Source organism: Pseudoalteromonas sp. SR45-6 (genome assembly GCF_014163545.1).
Lineage (GTDB): Bacteria > Pseudomonadota > Gammaproteobacteria > Enterobacterales > Alteromonadaceae > Pseudoalteromonas > Pseudoalteromonas rhizosphaerae.
Genome location: NZ_JACJDM010000009.1, coordinates 79,082 through 93,576, shown reverse-complemented (window position 1 = coordinate 93,576; position 14,495 = coordinate 79,082). Strand labels below are relative to the sequence as shown.

14 protein-coding genes are annotated in these 14,495 nt (G+C 40.8%); 9 read left to right on the top strand and 5 right to left on the bottom strand.

All coding sequences use genetic code 11. The annotated features are described in order from the left end of the window. Positions 1-27 precede the first annotated feature (27 nt). A complete protein-coding gene (asnA, locus tag H5158_RS06750) occupies positions 28-1,023 on the bottom strand; it encodes an aspartate--ammonia ligase (RefSeq protein ID WP_145237095.1) in 996 nt (331 codons plus the stop codon). Between the two features lie 198 nt (positions 1,024-1,221). On the opposite strand from asnA, the gene asnC reads away from it, so the two are divergent. The 3 genes from asnC to recG are packed head-to-tail and all read left to right on the top strand — an operon-like array spanning position 1,222 to position 4,563. Continuing rightward, entirely contained in the window at positions 1,222-1,680 is a 459-nt protein-coding gene (gene asnC, locus H5158_RS06745) for a transcriptional regulator AsnC (RefSeq protein ID WP_145237092.1), read from the top strand. Positions 1,681-1,734: 54 nt separating this feature from the next. Continuing rightward, positions 1,735-2,421 carry a tRNA (guanosine(18)-2'-O)-methyltransferase TrmH gene (gene trmH / locus H5158_RS06740; protein ID WP_182732244.1) on the top strand — a complete coding sequence of 229 codons (687 nt, stop codon included), beginning with the start codon at positions 1,735-1,737 and terminating at the stop codon, positions 2,419-2,421. Positions 2,422-2,481: 60 nt separating this feature from the next. Next, a complete protein-coding gene (recG, locus tag H5158_RS06735; protein WP_182718081.1) occupies positions 2,482-4,563 on the top strand; it encodes an ATP-dependent DNA helicase RecG in 2,082 nt (693 codons plus the stop codon). Between the two features lie 50 nt (positions 4,564-4,613). Here the strand turns inward: recG and H5158_RS06730 are convergent, their stop codons facing one another. Together H5158_RS06730 and H5158_RS06725 are read right to left on the bottom strand one after the other, a co-directional pair. Beyond that, a complete protein-coding gene (locus H5158_RS06730) occupies positions 4,614-5,531 on the bottom strand; it encodes a porin (protein WP_149980650.1) in 918 nt (305 codons plus the stop codon). A gap of 159 nt (positions 5,532-5,690) precedes the next feature. Beyond that, positions 5,691-6,566 (bottom strand): LysR family transcriptional regulator, encoded by an 876-nt coding sequence (locus H5158_RS06725; RefSeq protein ID WP_149980649.1) that lies wholly within the window; start codon positions 6,564-6,566, stop codon positions 5,691-5,693. Positions 6,567-6,657: 91 nt separating this feature from the next. On the opposite strand from H5158_RS06725, the gene H5158_RS06720 reads away from it, so the two are divergent. Next, entirely contained in the window at positions 6,658-7,032 is a 375-nt protein-coding gene (locus H5158_RS06720; protein WP_145237075.1) for a DUF413 domain-containing protein, read from the top strand. A gap of 89 nt (positions 7,033-7,121) precedes the next feature. Then, entirely contained in the window at positions 7,122-8,357 is a 1,236-nt protein-coding gene (locus H5158_RS06715) for a response regulator (RefSeq protein ID WP_182718079.1), read from the top strand. Here the strand turns inward: H5158_RS06715 and rarD are convergent. Both rarD and H5158_RS06705 read right to left on the bottom strand, forming a co-directional pair. Beyond that, positions 8,354-9,277 (bottom strand): EamA family transporter RarD, encoded by a 924-nt coding sequence (gene rarD / locus H5158_RS06710; protein WP_182718078.1) that lies wholly within the window; start codon positions 9,275-9,277, stop codon positions 8,354-8,356. The genes H5158_RS06715 and rarD overlap by 4 nt on opposite strands. Positions 9,278-9,329: 52 nt before the next feature. Further along, positions 9,330-9,785, bottom strand: a complete 456-nt coding sequence (locus tag H5158_RS06705; RefSeq protein WP_149980646.1) for a thioesterase family protein — start codon at positions 9,783-9,785, stop codon at positions 9,330-9,332. A 110-nt stretch (positions 9,786-9,895) separates the two neighbouring features. Between H5158_RS06705 and recQ the strand changes: the two genes are divergently transcribed. From recQ to H5158_RS06685, 4 genes are all read left to right on the top strand, one after another. Further along, a complete protein-coding gene (gene recQ, locus H5158_RS06700) occupies positions 9,896-11,719 on the top strand; it encodes a DNA helicase RecQ (protein WP_182718107.1) in 1,824 nt (607 codons plus the stop codon). Positions 11,720-11,734: 15 nt separating this feature from the next. After that, positions 11,735-12,034 carry a DUF3630 family protein gene (locus tag H5158_RS06695; protein ID WP_182718077.1) on the top strand — a complete coding sequence of 100 codons (300 nt, stop codon included), beginning with the start codon at positions 11,735-11,737 and terminating at the stop codon, positions 12,032-12,034. Positions 12,035-12,100: 66 nt separating this feature from the next. Next, positions 12,101-13,810, top strand: a complete 1,710-nt coding sequence (locus tag H5158_RS06690) for a POTRA domain-containing protein (protein WP_182718076.1) — start codon at positions 12,101-12,103, stop codon at positions 13,808-13,810. A gap of 52 nt (positions 13,811-13,862) precedes the next feature. Then, a complete protein-coding gene (locus H5158_RS06685) occupies positions 13,863-14,429 on the top strand; it encodes a mechanosensitive ion channel domain-containing protein (protein ID WP_149980644.1) in 567 nt (188 codons plus the stop codon). Positions 14,430-14,495: the final 66 nt, after the last annotated feature.

The window sequence follows — 14,495 nt, the reverse complement described above, 5'->3', positions numbered from 1 at the left end:
CAGATAATCTCTATTCTCTCGTCTACGTTATAAAATACCAGCCACTTGTTGTTTTAACTCCTCCGGCCATACACTTACTTGTACTTGACCGATGTGAGGTTTTTGTAATAACAACATCGCCAATCGAGATTGACCAATGCCACCACCTATTGTCTGTGGTAATTGTTTAGCTAGTAGTTGCTTATGCCAATCAAATTCTAAACGAGCTTGGTCACCGGTAATTGCAAGCTGTGCAACTAATGCTTCTGGTGATACGCGAATACCCATTGATGAAATTTCAAAAGCATCTTCAAGCACAGGGTTCCACAGTAAAATATCACCATTTAAGCCACTGTATTGCTCGCAAGTCTGAGTCGACCAATCATCGTAGTCAGGTGCGCGTACATCATGAATCTTACCATCGGCTAATGCCCCACCAATGCCTATCAAAAACACCGCACCATATTCTTGTGTAATCGCTTTTTCGCGCTGCTTGGCGGTAAAATCAGGGTACATTTGACGTAACTGTTCACTGTGTACAAAAGTAATATCAGCGGGTAAAAATGGTGATATACCAAATTCATCAGCAACAAATTGCTCGGTTGCTTTTAAGCCTTTATACAAGGCTTGTACTGTTTCTTTTAACTTATCAAGAGAGCGCTCAGAACTGGCACAAATTACTTTCTCCCAATCCCACTGATCAACATAAACAGAATGGATGGGGCTTAATGACTCTTCATCCGGGCGCAACGCTTTCATATGTGTGTATAAACCTTCACCAATTGCAAAGCCGTGCTCAGCTAGTGTTTTTCGCTTCCATTTTGCCAAAGAGTGAACCACTTCAAATTGACTCGCTGGAATAGTTTTAACTTTTACCGCAACCGCATTTTCAGTGCCACTTAGGTTATCTTGGATACCATCGCCTACTTTAGCCAAAATAGGCGCTTGTACTTCAATTAACCCTAGCTGTTGTTCTAGCTGGTGTGAAAAATACTGTTTAACTTTACTAATTTGCAGCTGTTGCTGGACAAAGTGTGAACTCATAATAATTGGCCTCATTCCCAGTTATTGTTACTTGCATAAATGCATGATTGCACTATGAGCAACCATGTCGTTAAAGCAATCCTCAATCATTTTGCACTTTAATTCAATAACCAATAACAGAAACACCTTTACCATATTAATTTGATTAATTTAGTGGTATAAAAAATGATGATTCAACAATTTAAAGATGATATTTATATGGAAAATTATCAAATCGATAATCTTGATAAACAGATCCTCCACGCATTAATGGATAATGCCCGCACAGCCTATGCAGAATTAGCCAAACGGTTCGCCGTTAGCGCAGGTACAATTCATGTACGGATTGAAAAAATGAAACAAGCCGGGATCATTACAGGCACCCAAGTTAGCGTCAATGCCAAGCAGTTAGGCTACGATGTATGTTGTTTTATTGGCATCAACCTCAATAATGCTCGAGACTACCCACAAACCTTATTGCACCTAAAGGAACTTGAAGAAGTCGTTGAGGCTTATTACACAACCGGTAACTACAGTATTTTTATTAAGGTAATGACCCGTTCAATTGATCATTTACAAGATGTATTGATCAATAAGATTCAAGCTATCGAAGCTATTCAGTCAACCGAAACGCTAATATCACTGCAAAACCCAATTAGCCGCTCAGTAATGCCTTAAGACGGTAATTCCCGTATAATAGCGGCAATTTTATGAGTTAAGACAAGGCTAAAAATGGAAAACACCCGCTATCATCGCATTAAACACGTACTAGATCGTCGTCAAACCGATTTAACCGTGTGCTTAGAAGATGTGCACAAACACCATAACTTGTCTGCAATTGTTCGCAGCGCTGATGCTGTGGGTTGCCATAATGTTCATGCAGTATGGCCACAAAACCAAAAATGGCTCACCAATAATACCTCTGGGGGCAGTAAAAATTGGATCGCAACTCACTTACATAAAGATATCGACAGCGCTGTGGCTATGATGCGCCTGCATAATCCGCAAGTACAAATACTCGCTACTAACTTATGCCCTGATGCTGTTGACTACCGTGAGATTGATTATACTCTGCCAACAGCCATTATTGTCGGCCAAGAAAAAACCGGGATCTCTCCACAAGCACTTGCCCACGCAGATAAAAACATTATTATTCCAATGCAAGGTATGGCGCAGTCTCTGAATGTGTCTGTGGCCGCTGCACTGATATTATTTGAGGCACAAAACCAACGTCTGCAAGCCGGCTTATATGAGCGCACTATGCTGGATGAGAGCATAAAACATAAGATGCTATTTGAAGGTTGCCATCCAATCATTGCACAAAAATGCAAAGAAAAATCGCAACCCTATCCAGCCCTCGATGAAAATGGTGAAATCATCGCTGATGATGAGTTTTGGCACAAATTAAAACATGCTTGATGACAAGCCTGTTCGCACGTAAACTAAAAAGTATCTAAAAATGAAAGATTTGAGCGTATTGTGTCAAAGCCAACTTTAAGCCGCTACCCAATCACTGACCTCAAAGGCGTTGGTCCAAAGATGGCCGAGCGGCTAAAAAAACTCGGCATTAGCACAGTGCAAGATATGCTCTTTCATCTACCGCTTCGATATGAAGACCGCACCCGTATTTATGCTATCAGTGATTTAGCTGTGCATAGTCATGTCAGTATTGAAGCCACCATAGAAACCAGCCAAATTACCTTTGGTAAACGTAAAATGCTCGTTTGCCAAGTTAACGATGGTACTGGACGACTCACCCTGCGATTTTTTAATTTTACTGCAGCACAAAAGAATACCTTAAGTAGCGGTAAGGTGATCCGCTGTTTTGGCGAGGTACGACGTGGCAGAGTGGGTTATGAAATGACTCATCCTGAATACAGCCTCAGCGATACACCGAGCGAACAACCAACAGCGACCACACTAACGCCTGTTTACTCGACAACGGAAGGGTTAAAACAACTGTCGATCCGTGCATTAAGTGATCAGGCGATTGCATTACTTGAAAAATATCAGGTAGAAGAGTTATTGCCAGTGCAATTCCAACACGCTGGTATGGATTTAACTCAAGCACTGCTACTTTTACATCGCCCCGCTAATGATGTAGATATCACCGCATTAGAGCAAGGCCTGCACCCGGCTCAACAACGTTTAGTGTTTGAAGAGTTACTGGCGCAAAATTTGAGCTTATTAAAATTACGTCAACAAGGACAGCAAGTAAAAGCAGTTGCTCTGAACCCTATTAATCATCTGGAGCATGATTTTTTAGCGCAGCTCCCCTTTGCTCCAACCAACGCGCAAAACAAAGTCGTCGCTGAAATAAAAAACGATTTGCAGTCTCCTTATCCAATGATGCGCTTAGTACAAGGCGATGTTGGCTCAGGTAAAACCCTCGTTGCGGCACTGAGCGCCTTAACAGCTATCGCACAGGGCTATCAGGTGGCATTAATGGCACCCACCGAAATTCTGTCAGAACAACATGGCATTACTTTCGAAAATTGGTTTACGGCTTTAGGTATAACTACAGCATGGCTCGGTGGTAAAACCAAAGGAAAAGAACGCAGCGCAACGCTTGAAAAAATAGCATCAGGTGAAGCGCAAATGATTGTTGGGACTCATGCGTTATTTCAAGAACAAGTAACATTTAATAACCTAGTGCTTATTATTATTGACGAACAACACCGCTTTGGCGTCCATCAGCGCTTATCGCTACGAGAAAAAGGCCGTTTTGGTGATTGCTATCCCCATCAACTGGTTATGACAGCAACACCGATCCCACGTACACTGGCGATGACAGCTTATGCCGATTTAGAAACGTCCGTGATTGATGAGTTGCCACCAGGACGTACCCCAATTAAAACCATTGCACTACCTGATACGCGTCGTGATGAAATTATTGCTCGTGTAAAAACAGCCTGTACCGAGCAAGGTCGTCAAGTATATTGGGTATGCACCTTAATTGATGAATCGGAAGCATTGCAATGCCAAGCAGCAGAAGATAGCGCACTGCAATTAACTCATGCACTGCCAGAGTTAACTATAGGATTAGTTCATGGCCGTATGAAAGCAGCAGAAAAGCAAGCTATTATGAGCGAGTTCAAAGCTGGAAAGATTCATATATTAGTGGCGACAACGGTCATTGAAGTCGGTGTAGATGTGCCGAATGCCAGTTTGATCATCATTGAGAATCCTGAACGGCTTGGCCTTGCACAATTACATCAGTTACGTGGGCGAGTTGGTCGTGGTGCAATCGCATCCCATTGTGTGCTTTTATACCACGCACCGCTGTCTCATACTGCACAAAAACGTTTGGCTGTTCTAAGAGATAGCAATGATGGTTTTGTAATTGCAGAACGTGATTTGGAAATTCGTGGTCCAGGTGAAGTGCTCGGCACTAAACAAACAGGCTTAGCGGAATTTAAAATTGCTGACTTAACCAGAGATAAGCACACACTCAACTTAGTCAGACCTATCGCACTACAAATGCTCCGCCAGTATCCTGAACAAGTAGAACAACTAATCAATCGCTGGCTTGCGGGTAAATCAGTGTATGCACAAGCTTAATAGTAAAAAACCTTACAGCAATAAGTAAGGCTTTTTCAACGGTCTAAAGACTAAAACTTGTATTCCATGCCAACACCTAAGTAATCTTGATCAACATTGCTGTCCATATCAAAATTAGTGTAGAAGGCAAATAACGTGGTGTTTTTGCTCAAGGAGTGATCAACACCTGCAGAGATGGCAGACTTTTTATCACCCGCATCAAAATCCATTACTTGGTATTGAACTTTAAATGTATTGCTATCAAGAGTGTAAGCCGCATTAACTAAATAACCATCGGCATCACCGCTACCATCCACTTTTTCTTGGCTTTGGTACATTGCACCTAATTTAAAATCAGCTACCTTCCCTTGCACGGTAGCGCGTACAACATCATAACCATTAACTTCACTGTCGGCAGCAACTGATGCATAAACATTGCTTTTCTTCAGTCCAGCATCGCCATAAGTAAGTGCTAATGAATAACCGCTATCGCCATCACTGTCTTTTTCTGCAACGTAAGTTGCAAGCACTTTAAAGCCACTTAAATCCTTTGATGAATAAGTAACTGTATCACTAAGACGGTTTTCACCTTTAAATAAATTTTTGATATCACCTTCAAGGTTATCAAATAAATCCAACTTTCCTTGTGATTGCTTTAAAGCAGTATCATTACGGCCAATCACTAATTGACCAAATCCACCTTTTAAACCAACGTATTGATTACGTGATGTAACCGTGTCTTTTGAATCATCAGAAACATTAACTTGAAATTCGAACTTATAAATAGCTTCTAAGCCATCACTGATGTTTTCAGAACCTTTAAAACCAATTCGCGATGCATTGCTTTTAATTTCGCTGAATGACCCTTCACCGTCATCCGAAGATTGCACAGATACATTCGCTTTACCATACACATCAACATCAGCAAACGCAGAAAAAGATAAACCACTTAACACAGCTAGTAATAAGCTCGACTTTGCAAATTTCATATTATTTCCTCAATAAACGCAACAGACTAATTTTTAATTCGCTGCATTTTGCCTGTGGTAAATGACAGAAATATTACAACAGAAACATTTATGACTCATATTATTCATAAAAAGGAACAACAAAAGACATCAAATCAACATAAAACTGTCATATATAGCTTACTTAGCACTAAATTCACTGCTTATTGTTGGTGTTAATTCCAGTAATAAATTAACCAACGTCTCAAGCAAGGGTTTTTGTTCATTATCTCTGTGATAAGCGACAAAAATATCCCGAGAAGTATGTTCCACATCAGACACTCGATGTAGCTCCCCTTTATCTATATGGCTTTTCGCTAAAACTTCAGGAATAAATGCACTACCTCCACATTGTAGTATCAAATCTAATGCAATGCGTCCTGTGCTGGTGCGAAAATATGGTGGAGTGTGACCAGTAAATTGCCGTGCATGCCAAAGAGAGAAGGTAGTTCCCCAGTCAACATAGACATATTGATTATCAAAAAAGTTTTCATTCGCAGCTCCTTCAAATGCACTGATAGGTATAATTGGCAAGGTGCAAATACGCTCAACTACTAATTCATCCACTTTTGGTGGATCAAATAAAATAGCTAGGTCTAAGGTGCGCTCTAATAATAACCGTGTGCTTTCTTGTTGTGCTTTAACTTCAGCCACCAGCGATACCCCTGGCATTGCAGAAACAATATTAGTGATACCAAACTGTAAAAAAGCATCCCAAATATTAGGCGTCCCTGCTAAACTCACTTGCTTATGCATATTATCCGCAAGAGCAACATCGACTTTAGCCCGTTGCATACCAGTAATAATCATTTGCGCATGGGGTAATAAGCGCTCCCCTGGTGCAGTCAATTGGATGTTATTACGTTGGCGGATAAATAAATTAACCCCTAGTCCTTGTTCTAATTGACGAATTCGAAAACTCACCGCAGACTGCGTAATGTAAAGGTTTTCAGCCGCTTTACCAAAGTGACGAGTACGTACCACTTCGACAAAGGTTTTCAATAAATCTATATCCAATTATTTATCCTCACGATAAAAATTTTTTGTTTAATAAATTGCGCAACTTGATCCATACTCCAGCTTGAAAATAGGGTATGAGGAAACAGCCATGAGCAATGATATTTCACTACTTCGCCAAGCATTTGTAAGCCAACGTCAGTTTTATGATGATCAAAACTTTCCGCGCGGATTCGGCCGCAGCGGTAATTTTACCTTACTAGAAGCCAGTATCCTTGAACAACACGGTGTTGTTCTAAAAGGGTTATATAATAAAACCCTTGAACCACAAAATGAAATCCAAGAACAATTTTTTGCCGTTGTCTCTGGTAATCAAGAACCAACCAACGCAATTGAACGTGCGTGGATTAAATACCTAAAGCTAACGACGTGTAAAGCAAAGTTTCATACTCTGTTTGGGCGTTCTAAAATTTCAAGTCCTGCACCACAAAATCCAGACTACTATTCGGAGTCTGATAGTTTATAAAAGTAATGGTGTTATTTGCTTTTTCGTGTTTTAACAGTTACAACTTGTATAACTGAACAAACTTGGCCATGCCAAAAACAAGGTGTTACGTGACACGAAAAATACTCATCATTGAAGATACGCCAACTATAGCGCGAGTGCAAAAGCACATTGCAATTAAAGTTGGCTATGATGCAGATATAGCCTGTTCCTTAGCGCAAGCAAAAGAGTTAATTAGTAAAAATAACTATTTTTGCGCTGTAGTAGACTTTATTCTACCTGACGCACCACAAGGCGAGGCTGTACCCTGCACTATTGAAGCTCAAATTCCTACTATAGTAATGACCGGCAATATAGATGCAAAGACCCGTGATACCGTCGAAAAATATCCAATAATTGATTACATCACTAAAGAGAACAAGCAAGCCTACCATTATTTAGAAAAGCAACTACAGCGCTTACCTCGCAACGAAAACGTTAAAGTCTTAGTCGTCGATGACTCACCATCAGCACGACTACATATATGCAGCTTGCTTAAACGTCATAAATATCAAATATTACAAGCCTGTGATGGCATTGAAGCACTTGCAGTGCTCGAACAAACACCTGATATAGCAGTTATAATTGCAGATAACGAAATGCCTAACATGAATGGTGATGAGTTATGTGGTGAAATTCGTCGCTTATACAGTAATGATGAAAAAGCAATAATCGGTATTTCCGGCTCAAATGCAGCGCATCTTTCGGCGCGTTTTTTGAAAAATGGCGCAAACGACTATTTACGTAAACCATTTAATAACGAGGAATTTTATTGCCGTTTGAGCCAGAACGTTGACATGCTGGAACAAATTGCCACCATTCGCTTACAAGCGAACACTGACTATTTAACTAAACTACCTAATCGTCGCTACTTCTTTGAAGAGACCACAAAATCATTAAAACAACTGCAGAAAAAAGAGTTAATTCCCTCTTTGGCGATGCTCGATATTGACCATTTCAAAGCAATCAATGATACCTATGGCCACGATGCTGGTGATGAAGTACTAAAAGGACTTTCAATTTGTTTTGCAAAATACTTTACAAAAGACTTGGCGGCTCGTTTAGGCGGTGAAGAGTTTGCTGTGTATTTTAATGACACAAATAAAGATGAAATATTAAAACGTCTGGATAATTTTCGTCACTTTGTTGAGCTCAATAGCCCTGAATTTAGCAAAGAAAAAATTCAATTTACGCTCTCTATTGGTTACGCACACGGGCCTGTTTATCAAATTGATGAATTATTAAAACAGGCCGATATTAAGCTTTATGAAGCCAAAGAAACTGGCCGCAATAAAGTCATTGCTTAAACAGGCTTAGTGGGTGCAGGGATATTTTCACGTTTACGCTTTTGTGATTGTCGATAGGAATCCCAACTAAAGATAGCCAGCGCACTCCAAATACAAGCAAATGTTACTATTCGTTCAGGACTAAATACTTCACCATAAAATACCACCGCCAACACAAACATTAAACTTGGCCCAATATATTGGAAAAACCCTAAGGTAGTATACTGCAATCGCTTGGCAGCACCTGTAAAGCAAAGTAGTGGCAGTGTGGTAATAACGCCTGCACTGATCAACAATACATTAGTATGCCAATCATTCGCTACGAAATCAGAGCTATTCGATGGCGCCATTAACCACCAATATACTAAAGCAACTGGCAATAATATTAATGCCTCTAGTAGTAACCCCGGCAATGATTCGATAGGTAACTTTTTACGAAGTAAGCCATACACCGCAAATGACCCTGCTAATGAAAGTGCGACCACCGGAAATGAGCCAAAACTAATAACTTGGATCACCACACCAAATAACGCCAGAGCAACCGCTAGCGCTTGCCATTTGCGTAGTTTTTCACTTAAAAAAAGCATACCTAGCAGTACGTTTAATAACGGATTGATATAATAACCAAGACTTGCATCAAGCATATGATCATTATTAACCGCCCAAATAAATAGCCCCCAGTTAAAGCCAAGTAAGGTGGCCGTAATAACCAGCATAGCAATGAGTTTAGGGTGTTTAAGTACATGCTGTACTTTATGCCATTGATTCATTACTGCAACAATGATGACGATGAATAATACCGACCAAACCACACGATGCATCAGTATTTCAAAAGCTGATATATGCTGTAGTAATTTAAAATAAATAGGTGCTAAGCCCCACATAAAAAAAGCCATACAGGCTAAGATAACACCTTTACGCTGTTCAGGATTAGTTGGCATAGATTGTTTCTGATGTAGTTTAATGGCGGCTAGTTTACCTGCCAGCTACGCTTTATCCAACTAAATAAGTTGCCGTACCAAAAGCTATTTGAATGCCTTGTTCATTATGGAGCTCCATCCGGCATACACATACTTTATTACCGGAGCGAATTAGCTTAGCACTAGCGGTAAATTCAAGCCCTTTGCCTGGACGCAAGTAATCAGTGCGCAAATCGATGGTGCCGAGTGTCGCTAGCTTGGTTTGAATACTAACTATATTAAGCTCAGTGAGCTTATCTATCATCGCCGCCGCCGCTAGCATCCCCCCCACATTATCAAGCACCGCAGAGATCACCCCACCGTGGAGAATTTTTTGAGCAGGATTACCAATAAAGACATCCTGCCAAGGAAAGCTTATTTGCGCTTGTTCCGCATCTAGTGATTTAACTTTTATTTGTAAAAACTGGTTAAACGGCATTTGCTCTACAAAAACTTTAGCAACTTGGTCAATTAATTGGGCTTTATTCATTATTATTATCCGCGACTTTATAACTGGTAAGATGAGTAAAGCACAACTAAAAAGAAAGTGCGATAAAAAGCACCTATGCAAGGTCGTCTAAAAGCTCTAAAATGTCCGCGATGAATACACCAAATCCCACAGCAAGCACCGTAGTGCGCAGTCCCGCAGCTATACTCAAACAAGTGTTTGGTTATAGCGAATTTCGTGATGGCCAAGAAACGGTGATCAATGCAGCCCTTAACGGCCAAGATTCGCTAGTATTGCTGCCAACTGGCGGCGGCAAATCAGTATGCTACCAAGTGCCCGCGCTTGCCTTAAGCGGTCTGACAGTCGTTATTTCGCCATTAATTTCCCTTATGCAAGATCAAGTATCACAATTGCAAGCGCTCGGGGTGAAAGCGGCGTATATCAATAACAGTTTAAACCGCGACGAACAGCAGCAAATATATCAACAACTGCACAATGGTTTGCTTAAGCTACTGTATGTTGCACCTGAAAAAGTGCTGCAACATGAATTTAAAGAGCGCTTAAGTCACCTTAATATTAGTTTATTTGCGATTGACGAAGCTCACTGTGTATCACATTGGGGTCATGATTTTCGCCCTCACTACTGCCGCTTAAGCGAACTAAAACAACGCTTTGCAGATGTGCCTATGATGGCGCTCACAGCGACAGCTGATAAAGCCACGCGGTTTGATATCGTCCAGCAGCTTGGTTTAAATGCCCCCTATATACACACTGGTAGTTTCGATCGACCAAATATTCGTTACACCATTGAAGAAAAATTCAAACCGCTGGCGCAATTACTTCGCTACTTAAAAGAACAACAAAGTCAAAGTGGTATTATTTATTGCACCAGTCGAAAACGAGTTGATGAAATAGCTGAAAAGATCGCTGATGCTGGAATGAACGCAGCGGCTTACCATGCAGGTATGAGTAACGAGCAACGCCAATTTGTACAAACCGGTTTCGCCCGTGACGATATTCAAATAGTGGTGGCTACTGTTGCCTTTGGCATGGGCATTAATAAACCCAACGTCCGTTTTGTACTGCATTATGATATTCCCAAAAGTATCGAGTCTTACTATCAAGAAACTGGCCGTGCTGGCCGTGATGGCTTGGCCGCTGAAGCTATTATGTATTTTGATCCGGCCGATATTGGCCGTGTTAGGCGATTTTTTGAAGACATTGAAGATGAACAACGTCGTCGTGTCGAAGAGCAACGCTTTAACGCCATGGCCAGCTTCGCAGAAGCACAAACATGTCGTCGACAAATACTTCTTAACTACTTTAGTGAATATCAACGCGAACCTTGCGGCAACTGCGATATTTGCCTAAATCCACCAAAAAGTTTTGATGGTACTTTAGTGGCACAACAAGCCCTTTCGTGTGTGTATCGTGCCGAACAACGGTTTGGTTTAGGCTACATAGTTGAGCTACTGCGCGGAGCAAATACCAGCCGCATTAGGGATAACAATCACCACCAACTCAGCACTTATGGCATAGGTAAAGACCACAGTAGTGAATTTTGGCTCAGTATTTTACGCCAACTGATTCACCAAGGCTTACTGAGTCAAGATATCACCCAAGGCTCAGCACTGCGCTTAACCGAAGGTGCTCGCGCTATTTTGAAAGGTCAATACGCGCTGCAAATGGCTGAACCACGTCTGCAAGCGAAGCACGTATACCAAGACAAGCTCGCTCAGTTTAATTACGATAAAAAGCTATTTGCCAAACTACGTGCCTTACGTAAAGAGCTTGCCGATGCGGATGATGTGCCACCATATGTGGTGTTTAACGATAAAACCCTCGCAGAAATGGCGCAACTAATGCCAACCAATGACAGTGAATTTCTCAAAGTGTCAGGAGTTGGCTTTACTAAACTCAATAAGTACGGCAGCCCTTTTTTACACGCCATACGCGACTACTTAGCCCAGTCTTAAATAAAGAGAAAATTGATGACTCAGCTGCAACTAGATAATCAACATAATGCCATTATTATTATCCCCAGCGAAATGCCCAACGATGATGATTTCGAGCTTTGGGCGCAGTTATTTTTACATGGCCCAGAAATAGTAATTGGTGAATTTGCAGCGGGAGCGGATCGCCACCAATGTCGCTTTACGTATGCACAGCAAAGCTTTAATTTAAACTTTGAACACTACAGTAACAGTATTTGGGTTAATGGCGAAGGCATTGAAGCTGAGCATTTATTAGCAGCCTTAGCACACTATTTTCTTACACTATTGCAACAATGAGGTAGACTTATACACAAACTTAGTGTGTAGTGGGTTAACGGTAAAAACCCATAATAAAGGATTTCAATGGTTGTAAATAACGCTTATGCATTTTTATTGTTTAGCTGTTGCAGCACTTTGCTCTATTCATCCTATGGCTTAGCGCAATCATCTGGTGACGAACAGCAAAGTTGCAGTAATCAACGCACAATTACACCCACTGAAAAAAATCTCCGTCGCCAACTTGATGTCGATGAGACACTGCCAGAAAAAACCAACAAAGCCAAAATTGCCCAGGTCGAACTTGATCAACTCAACGTCTTCAATACCAATTTAGAAGCAGAAAATAACGCATTATTTCGCTTTGCCAATCGTGTTCATATGACCACTGAGCCAGACGTTATAAAAAATATTTTATTGTTCGAACCTGGTGATCACTATGAGCCGAAAAAACTCGCCGAATCAGAGCGCTTATTACGTCGTCAAGGTTATCTATACGATGCCAGAATAAAAGCAGAAACTAACTGCGATGGTGACATTAATGTAAAAGTGATCACCCGCGATTTATGGACGTTACTACCAGAAATTAGCTTCAGCCGCAGTGGTGGCGAAAATAAATCGAGCATTGGGTTTCGCGAATCCAATTTATTTGGCTGGGGTAAACGTTTGTCACTTGCTCGCACTACCGATGCAGAACGTAATGGTTACCTGTTTGTTTATGATGATCCTAATATACTTTCTAGCCGCTACCGTGGTCGTATAGAATACTCAGATAACGACGATGGTAAACGCCATTTACTCGAGCTTAGCTACCCTTTTTACTCTATTGATACGCCTTACAGCTATGGCTTATTAAGCTACTCTGATCAACGAATTGAATCTCTCTATAAACGTGGTGAAGTATTCAGTCAATTTATCCAGAAAACAGACTATAATCGTATTCACTTTGGCCACTCTAAACAGCTTGCTAATAATTGGACTCAACGTATTAGCGTCGGTTACACCCATGAACAACAAGCATTTGAAAGCACTGTAAATACCGTCACACCATTGGCAGAAAAGCGAGAGCTAAGTTATCCATATATCAGTGGTCATTGGTTTGAAGATCACTACATAAAAGTGCGTAATTTCGACAGTATTTATCGTACTGAAGATTTAAATCTTGGTTGGAATGTGCAAGGTTTATTAGGCTATGCAAGTGAAGAATTAAGCAATGACGATAGCCGCGCTATTTACTCTTTTGATGCGAAAAAAGCTCATTTTAGTGGCGATAATACCCTTTGGCGCTTTCATGCTAGCCTAGATGGTAATTGGAACGAACAACAAAGCAAAGTAGAGAACTTACTCGCGAGCACTCAAGTGCAGTATTATTTAAACACCAGTTTTGAACAATCGTGGTATGCCAAAATACGCTTAGACTATGCTAAAAACCTAACTCCCGACAAACAGCTAATCTTAGGCGGCGAAAATGGCCTACGTGGCTATCCGCTAGACTACCAACAAGGCGATCGTAGTTTTTTAGTTAATCTTGAAAAACGCTATTATTGGGAATACGACCTGCTTCAGCTGTTTAAAGTTGGTGGAGCTGCATTTTTTGATATTGGTCGCGCTTGGTTTAATGACCAAAATAACGGTAAAAATGGCCAAGTATTGAAAAATATAGGTATCGGGTTACGGCTCGCTCCAAGCAGAGCAAATGCAGGGACTGTGATCCATTTAGATATCGCCGCTCCACTTGATAAAAGTGATGATGTTGATTCTATTCAATGGCTAGTCACTGTAAAAAATTCCTTTTAAAGTGTGCTAAAAACGCTAAACTAGTTGCTCCTAAACCGCATTTGGATTGATTGTGGAACTGTTAGATATTCTTAGCACGCAGTATAAACTCATCGTCACTTTAGTCGCTCTGTTACTTTTTCCTGTACTATTAAAACTGACTAAAAAATTACTCGAAAAAACTATTAAGGGCAAAGTCGATATTCACCGTAAATATCGTGCCGAACTATTACTGAAAATTATTCTCGCATTTGTAATGCTGTGCTTAGTGTTAGTTTTTTGGGGTATTGAATTACGGGGTTTACTGGTACTTGGCTCATCCTTGTTTGCCATGCTAGGTGTTGCACTATTTGCAGCTTGGTCGCTATTGAGCAATCTGACCTCGTTTTTGCTAATGTTTATTCAAAATGACTGTCGTGTTGGTTATTGGGTTAGAGTTATTGACGGCGCGAACTTTGTTGAGGGGCGTATTGTCGAGATGGGCTTGATGAATGTGGTATTAGAACATGTTGATGGGCACCGAGTTATTTATCCTAATAACCTATTTGTTACTCGTCCGGTGATGGTTTTAAATAAAGAGCCGAAACCTACTAAAGCAATCGCGGTTAAGCGCGCTATTGGACCTAAAAAGCTGCAATAAACGAAAAGCACATAACAAAAAGCCGTTTAAGAATATCCTTAAACGGCTTTTTTGATCAGTTACAAT

What these genes read in the sequence shown, in the direction of transcription:
- asnA (WP_145237095.1), bottom strand. Translation starts at nt 1,023, where the DNA reads ATGAGTTCACACTTTGTCCAGCAACAGCTGCAAATTAGTAAAGTTAAA.
- asnC (WP_145237092.1), top strand. Translation starts at nt 1,222, where the DNA reads ATGGAAAATTATCAAATCGATAATCTTGATAAACAGATCCTCCACGCA.
- trmH (WP_182732244.1), top strand. Translation starts at nt 1,735, where the DNA reads ATGGAAAACACCCGCTATCATCGCATTAAACACGTACTAGATCGTCGT.
- H5158_RS06730 (WP_149980650.1), bottom strand. Translation starts at nt 5,531, where the DNA reads ATGAAATTTGCAAAGTCGAGCTTATTACTAGCTGTGTTAAGTGGTTTA.
- H5158_RS06720 (WP_145237075.1), top strand. Translation starts at nt 6,658, where the DNA reads ATGAGCAATGATATTTCACTACTTCGCCAAGCATTTGTAAGCCAACGT.
- rarD (WP_182718078.1), bottom strand. Translation starts at nt 9,277, where the DNA reads ATGCCAACTAATCCTGAACAGCGTAAAGGTGTTATCTTAGCCTGTATG.
- H5158_RS06705 (WP_149980646.1), bottom strand. Translation starts at nt 9,785, where the DNA reads ATGAATAAAGCCCAATTAATTGACCAAGTTGCTAAAGTTTTTGTAGAG.
- recQ (WP_182718107.1), top strand. Translation starts at nt 9,896, where the DNA reads ATGAATACACCAAATCCCACAGCAAGCACCGTAGTGCGCAGTCCCGCA.
- H5158_RS06695 (WP_182718077.1), top strand. Translation starts at nt 11,735, where the DNA reads ATGACTCAGCTGCAACTAGATAATCAACATAATGCCATTATTATTATC.
- H5158_RS06690 (WP_182718076.1), top strand. Translation starts at nt 12,101, where the DNA reads ATGGTTGTAAATAACGCTTATGCATTTTTATTGTTTAGCTGTTGCAGC.